At 72.3% G+C, this 19,288-nt stretch carries 16 protein-coding genes and 1 pseudogene; 4 read left to right on the forward strand and 13 right to left on the reverse strand.

What is annotated here, in order from left to right; translation table 11 throughout:
• Positions 1-177: 177 nt before the first annotated feature.
• Complete coding sequence (locus AB0J93_RS19330) at positions 178-1,065, forward strand: DUF559 domain-containing protein (RefSeq protein ID WP_363923646.1); 888 nt, start codon at positions 178-180, stop codon at positions 1,063-1,065.
• Between the two features lie 62 nt (positions 1,066-1,127).
• On the opposite strand, the gene topA is transcribed toward AB0J93_RS19330, so the two are convergent.
• The 6 genes from topA to AB0J93_RS19360 all read right to left on the reverse strand — a co-directional run bounded on the left by topA (position 1,128) and on the right by AB0J93_RS19360 (position 9,125).
• Positions 1,128-3,953: a type I DNA topoisomerase gene (gene topA / locus AB0J93_RS19335; RefSeq protein ID WP_363923648.1), complete on the reverse strand. Its 2,826-nt coding sequence runs from the start codon at positions 3,951-3,953 to the stop codon at positions 1,128-1,130.
• A gap of 302 nt (positions 3,954-4,255) precedes the next feature.
• Entirely contained in the window at positions 4,256-5,026 is a 771-nt protein-coding gene (locus AB0J93_RS19340) for a hypothetical protein (RefSeq protein ID WP_363923650.1), read from the reverse strand.
• Complete coding sequence (locus AB0J93_RS19345) at positions 5,017-5,559, reverse strand: hypothetical protein (RefSeq protein WP_363923652.1); 543 nt, start codon at positions 5,557-5,559, stop codon at positions 5,017-5,019. Before AB0J93_RS19345 ends, AB0J93_RS19340 begins: the two co-directional genes overlap by 10 nt.
• Positions 5,560-5,677: 118 nt before the next feature.
• On the reverse strand, positions 5,678-8,056 hold the full coding sequence (locus AB0J93_RS19350; protein WP_363923654.1) for a sodium-translocating pyrophosphatase: 2,379 nt from the start codon (positions 8,054-8,056) through the stop codon (positions 5,678-5,680).
• 293 nt (positions 8,057-8,349) lie between these two features.
• Positions 8,350-8,784 (reverse strand): ATP-binding protein, encoded by a 435-nt coding sequence (locus tag AB0J93_RS19355; RefSeq protein WP_093404069.1) that lies wholly within the window; start codon positions 8,782-8,784, stop codon positions 8,350-8,352.
• The gene (locus tag AB0J93_RS19360; protein ID WP_363923656.1) at positions 8,784-9,125 is read right to left on the reverse strand and encodes an STAS domain-containing protein; all 342 of its coding nucleotides are present in this window, start codon (positions 9,123-9,125) and stop codon (positions 8,784-8,786) included. Before AB0J93_RS19360 ends, AB0J93_RS19355 begins: the two co-directional genes overlap by 1 nt.
• 254 nt (positions 9,126-9,379) lie before the next feature.
• Between AB0J93_RS19360 and AB0J93_RS19365 the strand changes: the two genes are divergently transcribed.
• The 3 genes from AB0J93_RS19365 to AB0J93_RS19375 all read left to right on the forward strand — a co-directional run bounded on the left by AB0J93_RS19365 (position 9,380) and on the right by AB0J93_RS19375 (position 12,873).
• Positions 9,380-11,911, forward strand: a complete 2,532-nt coding sequence (locus AB0J93_RS19365; protein WP_363923774.1) for a DEAD/DEAH box helicase — start codon at positions 9,380-9,382, stop codon at positions 11,909-11,911.
• Positions 11,912-12,017: 106 nt separating this feature from the next.
• Entirely contained in the window at positions 12,018-12,224 is a 207-nt protein-coding gene (locus AB0J93_RS19370) for a hypothetical protein (protein ID WP_099847877.1), read from the forward strand.
• A 70-nt stretch (positions 12,225-12,294) separates the two neighbouring features.
• Positions 12,295-12,873 (forward strand): hypothetical protein, encoded by a 579-nt coding sequence (locus AB0J93_RS19375; RefSeq protein WP_164446463.1) that lies wholly within the window; start codon positions 12,295-12,297, stop codon positions 12,871-12,873.
• A 278-nt stretch (positions 12,874-13,151) separates the two neighbouring features.
• Here the strand turns inward: AB0J93_RS19375 and AB0J93_RS19380 are convergent, their stop codons facing one another.
• From AB0J93_RS19380 to ssd, 7 genes and pseudogenes are all read right to left on the reverse strand, one after another.
• Positions 13,152-13,583, reverse strand: a complete 432-nt coding sequence (locus AB0J93_RS19380; protein WP_363923658.1) for an Rv3654c family TadE-like protein — start codon at positions 13,581-13,583, stop codon at positions 13,152-13,154.
• A gap of 140 nt (positions 13,584-13,723) precedes the next feature.
• Positions 13,724-14,041: a TadE family type IV pilus minor pilin gene (locus AB0J93_RS19385; RefSeq protein ID WP_363923775.1), complete on the reverse strand. Its 318-nt coding sequence runs from the start codon at positions 14,039-14,041 to the stop codon at positions 13,724-13,726.
• 47 nt (positions 14,042-14,088) lie between these two features.
• Entirely contained in the window at positions 14,089-14,217 is a 129-nt protein-coding gene (locus AB0J93_RS19390) for a DUF4244 domain-containing protein (RefSeq protein ID WP_205808979.1), read from the reverse strand.
• A gap of 62 nt (positions 14,218-14,279) precedes the next feature.
• A complete protein-coding gene (locus AB0J93_RS19395; RefSeq protein ID WP_363923776.1) occupies positions 14,280-14,864 on the reverse strand; it encodes a type II secretion system F family protein in 585 nt (194 codons plus the stop codon).
• A 206-nt stretch (positions 14,865-15,070) separates the two neighbouring features.
• Positions 15,071-15,388 (reverse strand): annotated as a pseudogene (locus AB0J93_RS19400) (hypothetical protein); the annotation flags it as partial.
• A 1,016-nt stretch (positions 15,389-16,404) separates the two neighbouring features.
• Positions 16,405-17,604, reverse strand: a complete 1,200-nt coding sequence (locus AB0J93_RS19405; RefSeq protein ID WP_363923660.1) for a TadA family conjugal transfer-associated ATPase — start codon at positions 17,602-17,604, stop codon at positions 16,405-16,407.
• Positions 17,601-18,704 (reverse strand): septum site-determining protein Ssd, encoded by a 1,104-nt coding sequence (gene ssd / locus AB0J93_RS19410; protein WP_363923662.1) that lies wholly within the window; start codon positions 18,702-18,704, stop codon positions 17,601-17,603. Before ssd ends, AB0J93_RS19405 begins: the two co-directional genes overlap by 4 nt.
• Positions 18,705-19,288 lie beyond the last annotated feature (584 nt).

Genomic DNA, 19,288 nt, shown 5'->3' on the forward strand with positions numbered 1-19,288 from the left:
GGGGTGGGACCGGGGCAGCGACGAAACGAGCGAGCGGTCCAGCGGGCACACCAACGCCGGCGTGGACGGGATCCGAGGGCTGGCTGGCGAAACGCTTGGGAGCGTAATCCGGGCTCGACATCCCGGCGAGGATGGGGGTCGGTCCCACCAAGGGACGACGCGGATGAGCTGACCTGGTTGCTGTTCCACCAGGAGCAGGTGCTCAGCCTCGATCAGGCCCGCCAGCACCTGTCGCCGAAGGCCATCCGGCACCGGGTCACGTCCGGTCGTTGGCGACAGGTGCATCGAGCCGTTTACGTGACGCACAACGGTCCTTTTACACCTACGCAACTGCCGTGGATCGCCGTTCTGTCCGCCGGCCCGGCGGCGATGCTCGGTGGGTTGAGCGCCGCCCGGGCGTGGGGCCTGCGCAGACATGACGACGGATTCGTGCACCTGCTCATACCGGCCGGACACCGGCCGCGTGCGATGCCACCCGGTGTCCAGGTGCACCGCACCACCATTCTGGCCGACGAGGACGTTCTCCACGTCGGGCAACCGCGTCGGACGATGCCGGCTCGGTCGATCGTGGACGCAGCGCAATGGGCGGCCGATGACCATGAGGCGTGTGCCATCATCGCGGCCGGGTTCCAGCAGCGCCTCGTCGGCGGCGACGATGTCCAGCGCGTACTCGATCGGCTGCCCCGCGCCCGCCGGCGCAGCCTGATCCGGCGGACGGCCGTCGACGCGGCCGGTGGCGCTCACTCCCTGCCGGAGTTGGAGTTCCTCGCCCTCGTCCGGCGCGCCGGGTTGCCCGAGGCGACCCGGCAGGCGGTCCGGCGGGATGCCGCCGGCCGGCGCCGCTACCTGGACGCCCTGTTCGAGGAGTGGGGAGTGCTCGTGGAGATCGACGGCGGCCAGCATCTCCATCCGGCCACGGCATGGGCGGACATGCGCCGGCAGAACGACCTGTGGCAGCGCGGCGACCGGGTGCTCCGCTTCCCGGCCTGGGCAATCCGCCACGCACCCACCCAGGTCATCACCCAACTCCGCACCGCCCTGACAGCGGCGGGTTGGCACCCCTGACGACGCAGACCTTGGTCCGCGAGCGCCCCGCAGGGGGCGGTTTCGGACCAAGATCGGCGCGGTCAGTCGGTGGTGCGGGCTTTCGCCGGGGTGGATTTGGCGGCGGGGGTCTTCTTCGCGGTCGCCTTGGTGGCCTTGGCGGCGGTGGTCTTCGCGGCCTTGGTGGCGGTGGACTTGGTCGCCTTCTTGGCTGTCGCCTTCTTGGCCGGGGCCTTCTTCGCGGCGGCCTTCTTCTTCGGCGCCGGACCCTTCGCCCGCTTCTCGGCGAGCATCTCGGAGGCCTCCTCGATGCTCAACGCCTCGGGCGTCTGGCCGCGCCGCAGCGAGGCGTTGGTCTCCCCGTCGGTGACGTACGGGCCGAACCGGCCGTCCTTGATGACCAGGGGCTTCTCGGTCAGCGGGTCGACGCCCATCTCCCGCAGCGGCGGGGCGGCGGCCCGACGTTGGCGGGTCTTCGGTGCGGCCAGCAACGCCAGGGCCTCGTCAAGCGTGACGGTGAACATCTTGTCTTCCGAGTCCAGTGAACGGAACTCGTCACCACGCTTGACGTACGGGCCGTAGCGGCCGTTGTTGGCGAACACCTCCGCGCCGTCCGGGCCGACCCCGATCAGGCGGGGCAGGCTGAGCAGCTTGAGCGCCTGGTCGAGGGTGAGCGAATCCGGCGACTGCGAGCGCAGCAGCGACGACTTGCGCTCGCCACTTGCCACGTACGGGCCGAACCGGCCGGATTTGAGCAGGATCGGCTCGCCGGTCGCCGGGTCGTCGCCCAGCTTGCGTTCGCCTCCGCCGCCAAGGAACAGCTCGTGCACCTTCTCCGGGGTCAGCTCGTCCGGCGCCAGCCCCTCGGGAATCGGCGCCCGGTCGCCCGGGCTGGTGCCCTCCTCGCCCTCCGCAGCGGGTGCCTGCTCCTCACCGGGCACCGAGCGTTGCAGGTACGGCCCGTACCGGCCGACCCGCACCACCACCTCACGCCCGTCCTCGTCGGTGAACAGCGGGATCGAGTTGACACTGCGCGCGTCGATCTCGCTGAGGTTCTCGGTGACCAGCTTCTTCAGCCCGCCCGCGTGCGCGATGGCCTGGTCGCCGGTGCCGTTGCTGCTGCCGAAGTAGAAGGCGGTGAGGAAGTCGACGGCGGCGTGGTCGCCACCGGCGATCTCGTCCAGCTCGTTCTCCATGCTGGCGGTGAAGTCGTAGTCGATCAGGCGCGGGTAGTGCCGCTCCATCAGCCCGATCACCGCGAAGGCCAGGAACGACGGGATCATCGCCTGGCCACGCTTGACGACGTACCCCCGGTCCTGGATCGTCTGCATGATCGACGCGTACGTCGACGGGCGGCCGATGCCCAGCTCCTCCAGGGCCTTCACCAGCGACGCCTCCGTGTAGCGAGACGGCGGCTGGGTGTGGTGGCCCTGCGCGGCCAGTTCGTCGGCGGTCAGCGGCTGGTCCTTGACCAGGTTGGGCAGCCGGCGCTCGGCGTCCTCGGCCTCAGCGTTCTCGTCGTCGCTGGACTCGACGTACGCCCGCAGGAAGCCCGGGTCGGTGATGGTCTTGCCGGTGGCGCCGAAGTCGGCCTCCTCGCCGCCGGAGGTGGTCGCCCGGATCCGCACCGAGACGCTGGAGCCCACCGCGTCGGTCATCTGCGAGGCGATGGTGCGCCGCCAGATCAGCTCGTAGAGCTTGAACTCCTCGGCCGACAACTCCTTGGCCACGTCGCCCGGGGTGCGGAAGTTGTCCCCCGCCGGGCGGATCGCCTCGTGGGCCTCCTGGGCGTTCTTCACCTTGCCGGTGTAGCGGCGCGGCTCCGGCGGCACGCTGCGCTCGCCGTACAGCTCGACGATCTGCCGGCGGGCCGCGGCGATGGCGGTGTCCGACAGGTTCACCGAGTCGGTACGCATGTAGGTGATGTAGCCGTTCTCGTAGAGCCGCTGCGCGGTGCGCATCGTCTGCTGCGACGAGAACCGCAACTTCCGGGCCGCCTCCTGCTGGAGGGTGGAGGTGATGAAGGGGGCGTACGGACGGCGCCGGTACGGCTTCTCCTCGACCCGGGTGACGGCGAACGGCCGGCCCTCCAGGCGGGCGGCGAGCCCCCGGGCCCCACCCTCGTCGAGGTGGACCACGCCGGCACCGGGCCGGACCCGGCCGGTGGTCGGCTCGAAGTCCTTGCCGGTGGCGATCCGGTCGCCGTTCAGCGCGACCAGGGTGGCGTTGAAGCTGCGCGGCCCCTCGCCCGGGTTGGTCACGGCGAGGGTGGCCAGGATGTCCCAGTACTCGGCGGTGCGGAAGGCCATCCGCTGCCGTTCCCGCTCGACCACGATCCGGGTGGCCACGGACTGCACCCGGCCCGCCGAGAGCTTCGGCATGACCTTCTTCCACAGCACCGGGGAGACCTCGTAGCCGTAGAGCCGGTCGAGGATGCGCCGGGCCTCCTGGGCGTCGACCAGATCCCGGTCGATCTCCCGGGGGTTGGCCACCGCCGCCTGGATCGCCGGCTTGGTGATCTCGTGGAAGACCATCCGCCGCACCGGCACCTTGGGCTTGAGCGTCTCCACCAGGTGCCAGGCGATCGCCTCGCCCTCGCGGTCCTCATCCGTGGCCAGGAAGATCTCGTCGACCTCCTTGGCCAGCTTGACCAGCTTGCTGATCTGCTGCTTACGGTCGGCGGAGACGACGTAGAGGGCGTGGAAGCCGTTGTCGACGTCGACGCCGAGCCGCGCCCACGCTTCGCCCTTGTACTTCGCCGGCACGTCGGCGGCGTTGCGGGGCAGGTCACGGACGTGCCCGAAGCTGGCCTCCACGACGTACCCCGGGCCCAGGTAGCCCGAGATCGTCTTGGCCTTCGCCGGAGACTCGACGATGACCAGACGGGTGGTTCCAGCGTTGCTCGGCACGTCTGTTTCGACCTCATTCCCACTCAATGGCCGCGCCTGGCCGGATTGGGGCGCACTCGGCCCACCGGTACCCGGCGGTCCGGATGTCCAACGTAACGCGCCGTCCGTGTTTCGGGTTTCGGGGGCGAGGATCCGCCCCGGACGATCTGTGGTCACGCCAGACGGCGTCACCGTACACCCTGGGTAGGGTGTCGAGCGGGCCGCTGTGACCATGGCAGCCCCTCGGTGGAGGTCAAACCCGGCCGATTCTCCCTGTGTTCCCCGACACCCGGCTGTCTCCGATCGGACAGCCGCGCCGACCGTCAGGCCCGGGTCGGCCAGGCCGACGGCGGGCTCGCGGGCGGGCGCTCACCGACCAGCTCGGCCAGCCGCTGCGTCCGGCGGCGGCCCGCGATCCGGTACGCGGGCCCACCCGGGCCCGCCTCGATCAGCTCACCGGTCAGCCCGGCCGTGGCCAGGGCGGCACCCACCACTGCCCACCGCCGTGGGTCACTACCGCCGAGGCGGAGCAGGAAATCGGGCGGATCGGCCACTCCGGCCGCGGCGAGCCAGAGGCGCAGCCGCCGGCCGTCGAGCTGGAACCCGGGCGGCGGATGTTGTGTCGGACCGCGCAGCCAGGCCGCCGCGAGCGGCACGATCGTCCGGGTGTACGCGGTCCGCACCGCGTAGCGCTGGTCCTCGGTGGGTGCCCAGCTACTCCGGACGCCCCGCTGGGCCAGCTCAGCGATGAGCACGTGCACCCGCCATGCGGCCTCCACCACCACCGACAACCGGGCCGTGCCGCCCATCCGGTGCACCTCGCCCGGGCCGGCGAGCAGCCCGGCGAGGTCGGCCACCGAGGGTTCACCGGTCTCCGCGCCGAAGAAGACCAGTTGCCGGTCGGTGCCGGTGGCCTCGGCCGGCACGGTTGTCGGGCGGTCCGGAGAGTCCTCGTCGGCCGGCGGGTCGACGGGCATGGGCCGGCGGCCGGTCGGCCGACGACGGCGCGACGAGGGTGGCGTCTCGACGGGCGGTGGGAAGGACACCGGCAGCGGTTGCGCCGCCGGTGTCTCGCCGGAACCGCTCAACGACATTCGGGTACCTCGTCGAAGGCGCGCTTCAGCTCCTCGGAGTCGAGTCGGCTGGTGTCCAGCGCGCTGGCGTCGTACTCCTGCTGGAGGGTTTCCACGGCGGCCTGGACACCGTCGTAGAAGGTGCCGGCCTTGCCGGTGCCGAGGCCGTCGATGGTGCTCCGGGCCCGACCGTAGGCGTCCCGCATCGACGCGAGCGAGGCGCGGAAGCCGGCGGAGACCTCCTCACCGTGCTCGACCTCGGGCACTCCGGCCTGCTCCACCTTGCGTCGGGCGGTCTCGCTGGCCTGCTCGGCACCGCCGAAGAGCCGAACCAGGTTCTCCTTGGCCTGCGCCGGGGTGGTCTGCGCGGTCATCTGCTGATCGGTGCTGTTGGTCAACTTGCTGATCTCGGCCCGCCAGGGGGTGAGCGCCGAACAGACCGAGGCGGCCCAGGCCCGCGGACTGGGGCCGCTGGAGCCGCAGGCGACCAACATCATCAGCGTGGCCAGGACCACCGTGAACTTTCCGGCGGCTGCCGCCCGGCACGTACGCATGCGTTGCAGCGTACGGCTTCTCTTCCCGGTCGGCACCGGTCATCGGTACCGGGTCCGGAGCGGCGACCGGTCCCCGGCCGGCAGACGTTGCCAACCGGGGACCGGTGTGTCCTACCCGTCAGGCCTTGATCGACTCCGGACGGGGGTCGGCAGTGCCGGTACCGCTGTCGGTGTCGTCATCCATCGCGATGCCCTTGCGCTTGCTGAACACCACCGACGCGACGATGATCGCCGTCGCCACCGCGGCGATGGTGATCCGCAGGCCCACGTTGCGGTCGTCGCCCACGCTCCAGGCCACCACGGCCGGCGCGATCAGCAGCGCGACCAGGTTCATCACCTTGAGCAGCGGGTTGATCGCCGGGCCGGCGGTGTCCTTGAACGGGTCACCGACGGTGTCGCCGATGACCGTCGCGGCGTGCGCCTCGGAGCCCTTGCCGCCGTACGCGCCGTCCTCGACCATCTTCTTGCTGTTGTCCCAGGCACCACCGGAGTTGGCCAGGAAGACAGCCATCAGCGTGCCGGCCCCGATCGCACCGGCCAGGTACGACGCCAGCGCGCCGGGCCCGAGGCCGAAGCCGACAGCGATCGGCGCCAGGATGGCCAGCAGGCCGGGGGTCATCAGCTCGCGCTGCGCGTCCCGGGTGCAGATGTCGACAACCTTGCCGTACTCCGGACGCTGGGTGCGGTCCATGATGCCGGGCAGCTCACGGAACTGCCGGCGGACCTCCATCACCACGGCACCCGCCGAACGGGAGACCGCGTTGATGGCCAGACCGGAGAAGAGGAACACCACAGCCGCACCGATGATCAGGCCGACCAGGTTCTGCGGGTTCGACACGTTCAACGCGTTGAGGATCATGTCGTTGACGTCGCCCACACCCGCGTCGGCGTACGCGGTGCGCAGCGTGTCGGTGTAGGAGCCGAACAGCGCGGTCGCGGCCAGCACCGCGGTGGCGATCGCGATGCCCTTGGTGATCGCCTTTGTGGTGTTGCCGACGGCGTCCAGCTCGGTGAGCGTACGGGCGCCGTGCTCGTCGATGTCGCCGGACATCTCGGCCACGCCCTGGGCGTTGTCGGAGATCGGGCCGAAGGTGTCCATCGCGACGATCACGCCGACGGTGGTGAGCAAACCGGTACCGGCCAGCGCCACGGCGAACAACGAGAGCGTGATGGAGCCGCCGCCCAGTAGGAAGGCGCCGAAGACACCGGCGGCGATGAGCAGCGCCGAGTAGACCGCCGACTCCAGGCCGACACTGATGCCGGCGAGGATGACGGTTGCCGCGCCGGTCTGCGAACTCTTGCCGATGTCCTGCACCGGGCGCCTGTTGGTCTCGGTGAAGTAGCCGGTGAGCGCCTGGATGGCGGCGGCCAGCACGATGCCGATGACGACCGCGCCGATGACCACGCCGCGCGGACCGAAGAGCGGATCTCCGCCGTTGACGTTGAGCGTCTCCCGCCAGTCGTCACCGAGCTGCGCCGCCCAGGTGGGCTGGAGGTAGGCGAACGTTGCCACCGCGACCAGCACCGCCGAGATCAGCGCGGAGAGGTAGAAGGCGCGGTTGATCGCGGTCAGGGCATTGCGGTCGGAGGCGCGCAGCCGGGTGATGAAGACGCCGATGATGGCGACCAGCACACCGATCGTGGAGATGATCAGCGGCAGCACCAGCCCGTCGGTGCCGAACGCGGCCCGACCCAGGATCAGCGCAGCGACCAGGGTGACCGCGTACGACTCGAAGAGGTCGGCAGCCATGCCGGCGCAGTCGCCGACGTTGTCGCCCACATTGTCGGCGATGGTGGCGGCGTTGCGCGGGTCGTCCTCCGGGATGCCCTGCTCCACCTTGCCGACCAGGTCGGCGCCGACGTCGGCGGCCTTGGTGAAGATGCCACCACCGACCCGCATGAACATGGCCAGCAGCGCGGCGCCGAAGCCGAAGCCCTCAAGCACCGTCGGCGCGTCACCCCGGAAGATCAGTACGACAAGCGCGGCGCCGAAGAGGCCGAGGCCGACCGTGAGGAAGCCGACCACGCCACCGGTCCGGAAGGCGATCTTCATGGCCGACTCGCGGCCACCTTCACGCTCCCGGGCGGCGGCCGCCACCCGCAGGTTGGCCCGGGTCGCCAGCCACATGCCCGCGCCACCGATGAAGGCGCTGAACACGGCGCCGACCACGAAGAAGAGCGAGCGACCGATCTTCACCGCGATCTCGCTGCCGTCGGTGTCGTGCACCGGCAGCAGGAACAGCAGCACCACGGCGATCACCACGAAGATCGCCAGGGTCCGGAACTGCCGGAGCAGGTAGGCCGAGGCGCCCTCCTGCACGGCCCCGGAGATCTCCTGCATGTTTGTGGTGCCCCTGCCGGCGGCCAGCACCGTCTTCGTCAACGCGGCGGCGAAGGCGAGCGCGACCAGCGCGATCACCGCGGCGATGACGACGTACGTGACATTGGCTCCGGTGAGGGAGATCCCGCCGCCCTCGGCGGCCAAGGTGTCGGACATCTGTGTCCTCCTGTGCCGAACAACGCGCCGGCCGGTGGAGACGCACCGTCCGGCGCCTGGATGCGAATTCGCAAGCGCGCGCCGATCCACCCGGCGAACCAGCGGCTCCACGCCCATCTGTGCTGGCTGCCGGGTGGATCACTTGCTGACAACCCGCGTACTCTAGCCCTCTCCAGTGTTCGAGGTCACACCGAGGTGGCGGCGGGTCTGGATGATCTCCGTCGCTGTGTTATGAACCGAAATCTGATATAGGAAGCGGTCCATGGTGATCCGGCAGCGGCCAGGCCCTCGATTCAGTGGTTGACCGGCCAGACCATCCGCACCTCGGTGCCGACGCCCTCGTCGACGGGACGAACCTGAAGGTCCTCGACGAATCCGGCGAGCAGAGCGAAGCCGACACCGGTGGTCAGATCGTCTTCGTTCAGTGATTCGTTGGCCAACTGGTCGGCGTCGAGCGCGGCCAGACCGATGCTCGCCTCGATCGGCGCCCGATCCACCACCCGCACCGAGTACGCCCCCGAGTCGGACATCTCCACGAGCACCGGCTCGGCCACGCCGTACTGGCGGTGCAGGGCGACCGCACGGGTGCACGCCTCGCCGATGGCCAGGCGGACCTCGTCGAGCAGATCCTCGCGAACGCCCGCGCGCCGGGCCACCGCGACGCCGACCAGCCGGGCGGTACGCACGTGCACCGGCGCGGGCGAGAAGGAGAGCCGGACCGTGGCCATCACTGGCCGGCGCCGGTCGCCGCTTCGACCGTCGGGTACAGCGGAAACACCTGGTCCAGCGCGGTGATTCGGAAGATCTTGAGCAGCGGCTCCTTGTCACAGACCAGGGCGAAGGTGCCGTCCGCGGTACGCAGCCGCTTGAGCGCGCCGACCAGCACACCCAGCCCAGTGGAGTCGAGGAAATCCACCCGACCCAGGTCGACGATCACGTGCCGGGCCCCGGCGTCGATCAGTTCCAGGAGCCGTTCGCGCAGCCGAGGGGCGGTGTAGACGTCCACCTCACCGCCGACCTCGAGCACCGTGTGCTCACCCACGGTCCGGGTCGCCAGTGACAGCTCCATCCGTCCTCCTCAGGCAGCCGTAAACTCTCTTGGCATCTAACCACTACCCCAGGGTCGGGCCGACCACTCACCGGGGCAGGTCCATCCGTACCCGGCACGCCGATTTCCCATTTCCGAACACCAGTGCGAGAGTGCAGGACGTGACCTCGGCAGCCACCGTATCCGCCGGCAGCGGCCCCGAGCGACCGCCCGGCACGGTCCCGGCCGACCCGCCGGGTCCGGTTCCCGTGGCCAACCCGCCGGGTCCGGTTCCCGTGGCCGACCCGCCGGATGCCGTCCCGGCCGGCCCGCCGGTCGTGTCGCCGGGGGAGCTGCTGCGCCGGCTACGCCAGCGACACCCCGCCGATCCGGTCACCCACGTCGAGCGGGTACCGCCCCGGGTCGGGGCGCCGGCACCGTGGCCGTCCTGGGCTCCGGAGGAGCTGCGCGCGGCGTACGCCCGGCGCGGAGTGGTAACACCGTGGCAGCACCAGGCCGAGGCGGCCGGCCTGGCGTACGACCGCCAGCACGTCGTGGTGGCCACCGGCACCGCGTCCGGCAAGTCCCTGGCGTACCAGTTGCCGGCGCTGGCCACGCTGCTCGCCGACCCGCGCGCCACCGTGCTCTACCTGGCACCGACCAAGGCGCTCGCCGCCGACCAGTTGCGCGCCGTCGCCGCGCTGGAGATCGAGGGCGTACGCCCGGCCTGCTACGACGGCGACACCCCGCGCGCCGAGCGGGAGTGGATCCGGCGGCACTCCCGATTCGTGCTGACCAACCCCGACATGCTGCACCACGGCATCCTGCCCGGGCACGCCCAGTGGTCCGGTTTCCTGCGTCGGCTTACGTACGTGGTGGTCGACGAGTGCCACGTCTACCGGGGCGTGTTCGGCTCGCACGTCGCCCACGTGCTGCGCCGGCTGCGGCGGCAGTGCGCACGGTACGGTCGCGCCGCCGGACCGACGTTCGTGCTGGCGTCGGCGACCTCAGGCGATCCGGCCGCGGCAGCCGGCCGGCTGACCGGCCTCCCGGTAACGGCCGTCACCGAGGACACCTCGCCGCGTGCGGGGGTCACCTTCGCCCTCTGGGAGCCGCCGCTGCTCCCGGCAGACCCGTCCGCCGCCGGGCCCACGCCGACACCACGCCGGGAGCCGTCCACCCGTATGGCGCAGGCCGATCGGCGGGTCACGCCCGGACAGCCGGAGCCGCGTGAGGAGCCCCCTGCCCGTCCGGCGCAGGCAAATCGACGGCTCACCTCCGGGCAGCCGGAGCCGTTCCCGGGTGTCCAGGCCTCGTCCGGGGAGCCAGCTGCGGGGTCCGATCTGACCCAGGTTCGTCGGTCGGCGCTGCGGGAGACCGCCGACCTGCTCGCCGACACCGTCGCCGCCGGGGTACGCACGCTGGCCTTCGTCCGCTCCCGCCGGGGTGCCGAGGTGGTGGCGACCAGCTCCCGGCGCAGCCTCGACGAGGCGGTGCCGGGGCTCGGCGACCGGGTGGCCGCCTACCGGGCCGGCTACCTGCGCGAGGAGCGCCGCGAGCTGGAGCGGGCGCTGCTGCACGGCGACCTGCTGGGGCTGGCCTCGACCAATGCCCTGGAGCTGGGGGTCGACCTGATCGGGCTGGACGCGGTCGTGATCTGCGGGTATCCGGGCACCCGGGCGTCGCTGTGGCAGCAGGCGGGCCGGGCCGGGCGTTCCGGCCAGGAGGCCCTTGCGGTACTGGTGGCCCGGGACGACCCGCTGGACACCTACCTGGTGCACCATCCGGAGGCGGTCTTCGGGGCGCCGGTGGAGGCGACCGTGCTCGACCCGGCCAACACGTACGTGCTCGGTCCGCAGCTGGCCTGCGCGGCGGCGGAGGCCCCGTTGACCGCGGCCGACCTGGAGCTTTTCGGTGACGGCGCCAAGGAGGCCGTGGCGGCGCTGGTCGAGGCGGGTGCGCTGCGACAACGGCCGACCGGCTGGTACTGGCGGCACCGGGAACGGCCCGAGGTGGATCTGCGCGGCGAGGGTGGTGCGCCGGTCTGCGTGGTGGAGGCGGCGACCGGTCGGCTGCTCGGTACGGTCGACGGCGGCTCCGCGCACTTCCTGCTGCACTCCGGCGCGGTCTACCTGCATCAGGGCGTGTCGTACGTGGTCGACTCGCTCGACCTGGACGACGGATGCGCGCTGGTGCACCCCGAGGAGCCGGACTGGTCCACCCACGCCCGCGACGTCACCTCGCTGTCGGTGGTCTCGGTGCGTTCCTACGTCGACGCCGGACCGGTCGGGCTCTTCCTCGGTGAGGTCGACGTCACCAGCCAGGTGGTCTCCTATCAGCGGCGACGGATCGCCACCGGCGAGGTGATCGACACCCGCCCGCTGGACCTGCCGGCGCGCGAACTGCGTACCGTCGCGGTCTGGTTCACCCTCTCCCCCGAGTCGCTGATCGCCGCCGGGGTGGATCCCGCCGAGGTGCCGGGGGCGCTGCACGCGGCCGAACATGCCGCGATCGGGCTGCTGCCGCTGGTCGCCACCTGCGACCGGTGGGACATCGGCGGGCTCTCCACGGCGGTGCACCCGGACACCGAGGCCCCAACCGTCTTCGTCTACGACGGCCATCCGGGGGGTGCGGGCTTCGCGGAACGGGCGTACGGCATGGCGGCGTCCTGGCTCCGGGCCACCCGTGCCGCGATCGCCGAGTGCGGCTGCGAGGCCGGCTGCCCGTCCTGCGTGCAGTCACCCAAATGCGGCAACGGCAACAACCCGCTGTCCAAGCCGGACGCGATCCGGGTGCTCGACGTGGTGCTCACCAACCTGCCGGAATGACCTGGCCGGGTATGAAAACCGCAGCCGCCGGGCAATGATGGTGGGAGCGCTTCCATCGAGCGCTGTGCTTGCCGTTCGCCGCCGTTGCCAGCATGGAGGAGAGGCCGTGGCCGACACCATCGCCGAGACCGTCGACCTGCTCTACACCATTGACCAGGAGAAGCTCGACATCAACCAGCAGATCGCGCTGGGGACCGCGCTCGCCACCCTGGCCCAGGCCGAACGGCTCGATCAGATCAACGAACGCCTGCGGACCATTCAGCAGCTGTTGACCACAATGACGCACCGGTCGGCCGCCGACGGCATCCGCTGACCGGCGGTCCCTGGACACAGCCGTTGTCCGACTGTGCGACACTCCGGCGCACCACAATCGAGGAGTTCTCATGCAGCTCGACAGCTTGCAGGCGCAGCAACAGTTCCACATCCGTCAGCGGGTGCGGTTCATGGTCAACCAATACGAGGTGCACAGCGTCGCGCCGGACGGTTCCGAGGGCGGGCTGTTGGCATTCGCCCAGCAGAAGCGGCTCGCCTTCAAGGAGCAGGTGACGATCTACACCGACGAGTCCAAGCAGCAGCCGCTGCTCGGCTTCAAGGCGCGCCAACGTCTCGACCTCGGCGCCACGTACGACGTCACCGACCACGCCGGCAACCCGATCGGCCTGTTCCGGAAGGACTTCGCGCAGTCCCTGCTCCGCTCGACCTGGCACGTCGAGCAGGCCGGCCTGCCCAACGTCACCGGTCAGGAGCGCAGCATGCCGGTGGCACTGCTGCGCCGTTTCGTCGACTCGCTGTCCTGGTTGCCGTACCACTTCGACTTCGTCGCGGATGGCCAGCCCGTCTTCTCCGTCGTCAAGAAGTGGGGTCTGCGCGACCGGTACGTCGTCGAGATCCAGAACCCGCAGATCGACCGTCGCCTGGTGATCGCCATGGCCGTCGCCCTCGACGCCCTCCAGGGCCGCTGACGCCGCGTCCGGCCTTAGCCGCCCACCCCACCCGCACAACCGATACCGCCTGGGCGCCTGGCCGGCCCGCTCGACGAACACGCCGAGCGGGCCGGCCCACCGGTCGCCGCGCGCCGGGCCCCGGACACACGGGCGCACCACGCCGCGCTCCCGCCTCCCACCGGCCCCACCACGTCGTGCCGCGCTCAACCAGCCGCTGCCGCAGCGCCACGCCTCCCCCGGCACCCCGGGCGTCGTCGGTGGCGTAGCCCACCGGCCGCAGTCGACCCCGTACCCGGTCAGCCGCGTAGCGGCCCGGCCCGGCTGGTGGCCCTGGCGGTCCGCGTCATCCCCGGTAACGGATCCACGACCACCTCCGTGGTGACCAGCACATCCAGCCCGTCGAGCCGACACCACACCAGCCGGGCCCCGTTCGCGGCGACCAACTCCGCTGCCCGTGCGCACGCCACCGGCTCGTCCTGAAGAGCCCGAGCCGCACCGGCGAGGGCACCGAGGTCAGCGGCGACCCGGGCCTGCTGTCGCGCCACCCGGGCCGCTCCCACGCCCGCACCGAACAGACCTGCCACGACGAACAACAGCCCCACCCCGAGCAGGCAGATCGTGGCCCCGCCCCGCTCACCACCCCCGGTCGCCCGCCAACCCGCCCACCAGCAGAGCGTTCGACCAGGCGGCGGGGCAGACGGTGGCCGGCGGGCAGTCTGAGCCAGCACCCAGGCGATGGGACTCCGCCACCGGCCCAGCCTGCCCAGCTTCCACCCCGGCCGCCGCTGCCACCTGGACGGACGACGCAGTCGACGGGCGTGAAGGCCGCGCCCCCGGGCGGTGGTGGCAGGGCAAGTTACGACGGCGCTCACGGTTGCGGCTCCGGGGCACCCGGTTCGACCGCAGCGACGACCGTGGCCGCGACGCTGATCGTGGGCAGATCAGTACCGAGGGCGCGGACAGAGGCACGGACCGTCGCGCGGACGTGCTCACCGTCCGAGACGACGACCACCTCCGCACCGGCCGGTGCGTGCCGGCTGCCGGCGGCGGTGCCCGGCTCTCCCCGGGAGGCGGCGAGCGCCGCCTCCCGGGCCGCGTCCAGGCACGCCGCCTTGGTGCTCACCGCGTTGATCGTGGTCAGCCCGGTGAGCAGGAGCAGCACCAGCGCCGGCAGGCCGGCCGCCATCTCGGCCGTGAACGATCCCCGGTCGTGGCCGGCCGGCCGGCGCCCGGTCACTTCAGTGCCCGGTCGATGACGGCGGTCAACGCGGACTGCACACCGTCGGAGGTCAGCACCTTGAGCAGGACACCGCCGAAGGCCACTGCGGCGAGCGTTCCGACCGCGTACTCCGCCGTGTTCATCCCGGCGTCCCCGCGAAGGCGGGCGAGGATTCTGCGCACGTGTTCGTCCTTTCTCGTTGGGTTCACAGCACGTCGCCAAGGACAGCGACGATCACCGGCACCAGACCGGCGAGAATGAAGGCGGGTAGGAAGCAGAGGCCCAGCGGCAGCACGATCAGCACGCCGGAACGGCGGGCGGCCGCCTCAAGCGCCACGGCCCGGTCTGATCTCAGGTCGTCGGCGAGCCGGGCCAGCGCTCCGGCCAGCGCCGCGCCACTGCTCGCCGAGCGGATCGCGGCGGTGGCCACGCGGTGCGCTCCCGGTACCGCCGCCAGATGTCCCCACGCCTCCTGGGGCCCACCGCCGAGTTGCAGCGTCCGGCCGACCCGGGCAAGTTGCCGGCCCAGCGGACCACCGAGCGCGTCGGCCACTGCGAGCACCGAGCGTTCCAGGGGTGCCCCGGCCCGCAGCGCCGCCGCCAGCAGGTCAGCGGCGAGTGGTAGGTCGGCTGCGGCGCGCAGCCGGCCACGGCGGACGGCCGGCGGCTCGATCCGCCGGAGCAGCCGGTCGAGCAGCACCGCCGTGGGCAGTGCCGCCACCGCGCCGGGCCAGCCTTCGACCAGTACCGCCACCGCCAGGCCGGACAGCCCGGCGGCCAGCCGGACCAGGTCCGGCCGCCACGGGACCGAACCCCGTGGCGAGGCTGCCGAAGCCCGTGGTGTTGGCTCGCCGGCTCGCCCGTCCCGCTGGACTGCCGGCGACGCCCCGCTGGACAGCCGACGCAACCGACGCCGAGGCCGGTACCGGCCGACCACGAGCGCGGCGGCCAGGGCGACGCCGGTCAGACCACAGACGACCAGGGGCGGCCCGGACATCAGCTGTCCCCGACCGAGGTGACCGAGAGACGCTCCGCCCAGAGCAACCCGATCACCTGAAGGCCCACGGCAGCGGTCGCGCAAGCGCCACCGATCGGGGTGTGCAGCAGCACCTGGAGCGGGTCCACCCCGATTCCGTATCCGAGGCCGATCCCGCCCAGCGGCAGGGCAGCCAGCAACCAGGCGGTGGCCCGGGCACCGGACGCCTGTGCCGTGGCCGCGGCCAGCCCTCGGTCGGTCGACCGGGCATCTGCCTCGATCCGCTCCACCAGATCGGCCAGCGGCGCCCCCGTACGCTCGGCCAGCCGTACCGCAGCCCCGGCCAGTCGCCCGAGGCGGTCCTCCGCGGAACCGGGTCCTGCCCCGTCCGGCAAGCGTTGCTCGGACCCGGTGGGTCGGCCGTCGACGGCCTCGTCCGTCCGAACCGGTTGCGCCGCGGCCGAAGTGGCGTTGAGGAACGAGCTGGTCAGCGCCTGCGCGGCCACCGGCACCGGCAGACCCACCCGCAGATCCGCGGCCAGCGCACACAGCTGATCCAACCGCTCCCGGCGATCCCGGGCGACCCGGCCCACGGTCGCCCGACGGAGCATCGCCCGCACACCCAGTACGCCGTAACCGGCCAGCGCCACTGCCGCCACCGGACCGGCGAGCAGCCCACCGACCCCCGCACCGAGCAGGCAGGTAAACACCAGGGCGCGTCGCGGTGTCGCCAGCCGCACCGTCGGTCGGCTCACCCCCGGTGGGCGTTGCTCAGTCTGATCCCGGTGGTCGATAGGTACGCGCCGGTCGGTCTGGTCGCTGTGGTCGTTCCCGCTCGCGACCATCTCATCCTCGGCCGGTGCCGGTGTGCCGACCGGCCGTGCCGCCGACGCCGCGACAGCGGGTGCCGTTCCCGACCCGACGCCATCGGGTACGCCGGCGGACCGACCCGGTCGCTGGCTTCCTCGCGGCCCCGGCAGACGGGACGTCGTAGGTGATGTCGACGGCCCGGACAACACGATCGGGGAAGCCGGCGGCCTGGACGGTCGGGCCACGACCGACGGGGGCGGTGGCCCGGGCTTCCGGGCCAGCAGGCGAACGCCGACCTGACGACGCCGCACCGTGCAGGCCGAGCCGACCGGCCCGACGGATCGGGCCAACGGGCTGCTGCCTGGCGGATCGCCCGCCCGGCCGACGTCGCTCGTCTCGCGCAGGGCAACGACCCACGCGACCAGCGGATCGTCGGCCGTTGTCGCGCCGTCCCCGGAGCAGCTCCGCACACGTCGGCCACGCATCCGGTGTGCCAGTGCCGCCAGGACCGGCAACACCGACACCGCCCACCACCACGCGCCACTCATGACGACACCGCCGATGTGGGCCAGGGCTCGCACAGGATCGGCGGCACCGGCACGTCGCGGTTGCGGATCAGCGTGCCGAGCGCCCGTGCCGCCACGCCGAGTCCCCGACCGCGAACCCAGGCGGGGACGGCGGTGACCAGCCGGTCGGGCCCTTCCGGCAGCAGCAGGCAGATGGACTCCAGCACGCGGCCCTGCGGGGTACGGCGGATCTGGAACACCACCTGAAGCGCCGCCGCCACCTGGGCGTGCAGGGCCGAACGCGGCAGCCCACCGAGCAGACCGAGCGCCTCCAGCCGGGCCGGCACGTCCGGCGGGGTGTTGGCATGCAGCGTCCCCGCCCCGCCCTCGTGCCCGGTGTTGAGGGCGGCCAGCAGGTCGACCACCTCCGCACCCCGACACTCGCCGACCACCAGGCGATCCGGTCGCATCCGCAGCGCCTGCCGGACCAGCTCGCTCAGGCCGACGGCGCCCGATCCCTCCACGTTGGCCGTCCGGGTTTGCAGGCCCACCACGTGCGGGTGCACCGGCCGCAACTCGGCGGCGTCCTCGACCAGCACGATCCGCTCGGTGGTCGGTACCAGGCCGAGCAACGTGTTCAACAGGGTTGTCTTGCCGGATCCGGTGCCGCCGATCACCAGATAGGCGAGCCTGGCCGCCACCACGGCGGCGAGCACCGGCGCCACCGGCCGGGCCACCGCACCCTGTGCCACCAGTTCGTCCAGCGTGAACGGCCGCTGCCGGAAGGTACGCAGCGACAGGTACGGCCCCTCGGTCGCCACCGGCGGTAGCACCGCATGCAGACGCGTACCGTCGGCCAGGCGTGCGTCGGCGCACGGCGAACCGTCGTCCAGCCGACGACCGGCCGCGGCCGCGAGCCGCTGCGCGAGGCGACGGACGTCGTCCGGAGTGCCCACCGGCACCGGCACCTGGTGCAGCCCCTGCCCACGGTCGACCCACACCCGCGCCCCGTTGACCAGTACGTCCGTCACCTCGGGGTCGGCCAGCAGCACGGCGAGCGGACCGGCGCCCACCAGGTCGTCGCGTACCCGGTCGGCGATCCGCAGCAGGGCGTTGTCACCGAGTACGGCGGCGTCGGGTTCGGCGCGTACCGCGGAAACGATCGCGGCCGGGTTGACCGGCGTGGTGGTGGCCGCGATCCGCTGCCGTACCCGGGCCGCGAGATTCTCGCCGGTCATGCCGCGCCCGCCGCAGGCTGGCCGGTAAGTTCGGTGACGATCCGCTGGCAGAGCTCGGCCAGCGGGCCGCGCCCACCGGCCGCCGGGGCCTCGCCGCGCTCCAGTCCCCGGCACAACCCCGGCTCCGGCCGTAGCGAGCCGGCCAGCGGCAGGCCGAGCGCTTTGGCGACCTCGGTGGCGCGCAGCCGGCCGGGGGCGGGACCCCGGACGATGACGGACAGGTCGGAACAGTGCGGGGCGACCGCCGTGACCACCCGGGCCGCGGCGGCGGTCGCCCGCAGCTCGGCGGGGACCACCACGAACGCCCGGTCGGCAGCCTGAAGTGCGGTCACGGCGGCGTCGTCGAGTTGGCGGGGCAGGTCGACCACCACGAAGTCCCGGCCCCGCCGGGCGGCGTCCAGGGTGGCGGCCACCGCCTCGGCCGGTACCGCGATCAGGTCGCCACGGTCCCAGGAGAGCACCACCAGATCACCCCGGCTGGGCAACGCTCGCACCAGGGCCGGCGCGTCGACCCGCCCGTCGGCCCCGGTCAGCGCCGGCCAGCGCAGCCCTTCCATCTGCTCCCAGCCGAGCACCAGATCCAGGCCACCGCCGAGCGGATCGGCGTCGAGCAGGAGGGTACGCAGCCGTGCCCGGGCGGCGGTGACGGCAAGGCCACCGGCCAGGATGCTGGCACCGGCTCCGCCCCGGCCGCCGACCAGCGCCACCATCCGGGCCGAGGCCGTGGCCGCGCCCTCGATGCCGCACTCGGCGAACCGGTCCACCAGCCACGGCTCGGCCGCCGGCAACACGGCGACGTGTTCGGCGCCAAGCAGGTCGGCCACCTGCCAACCGGACTCGACGTCACCGGCCCGTCCCACCAGGACCAGCCCGGAACGGCGGGGCAGCCGCGCCCGCAGGCAGGGCTGCGCCTGGTCGCTGCCGACGAGGACCAGCGGGGATGGCCGCCAACGGGTGCGGGCGGCCGCCGGATCGGCGGCGACCTCCACCTCGACTCCGCCGGCGGCAGCGAGCCGGAGCAGGTCGTCGAGCAGGTCACCGTCCGAGGTGACGACCAGCGGCAGGCGCCGGTCAGGTGGGACGGAGGTACGGGATGGCATCGCGGCCTCCAAGCGGTCGGCGCGGGTTCACTGGGTCGAACCCTGCCGCCGCTGCCGCCCCGAACGCCGCCCCTGCCGGCTGGCCTGTGGACAACGAACCGCTGTGTGGACAACGCCCACAACGGGCGTTGATCTGTTATGGGGACGGGCCGCACATCGCACCTATCTCGACCTCGCCAACCGTGGCGGAACGTGACGCGCAACACGCATAATCGACGTCCTGTGCCGTCGGCAGAACGGCATTCCTCGCCGGATCGAGGTCATGACGCAGTCGCCAGATCACGAACATGCCCGTGTCGAGCCGAGGCTGCGGGTCGGCCCCTGGCTGTTCGACCCACGTTCCCGCGCCCGGCAGTTGGCGGCGCGCCCGGCTCCGCGGGCACTTCCGCCCGCGCCGGAGACACCTGGCGGGCCGGCCGTTCCGCCCCCGCCCCTACGGGCAGCCGCCGTCTCCGTCGAACCCGCCCACCGCGCACCCGGCCGAATGTCACACCGGGTGGTGCTGGCCGGCCTCGCGGCCGCCACGCTCGGGCTCATGCTCACCGTGCTGTGGCCGGCAACCGAGCCACCGACGGTCGCGGCCC

Source organism: Micromonospora sp. NPDC049374, assembly GCF_040677165.1.
Classification (GTDB): Bacteria; Actinomycetota; Actinomycetes; order Mycobacteriales; family Micromonosporaceae; genus Micromonospora.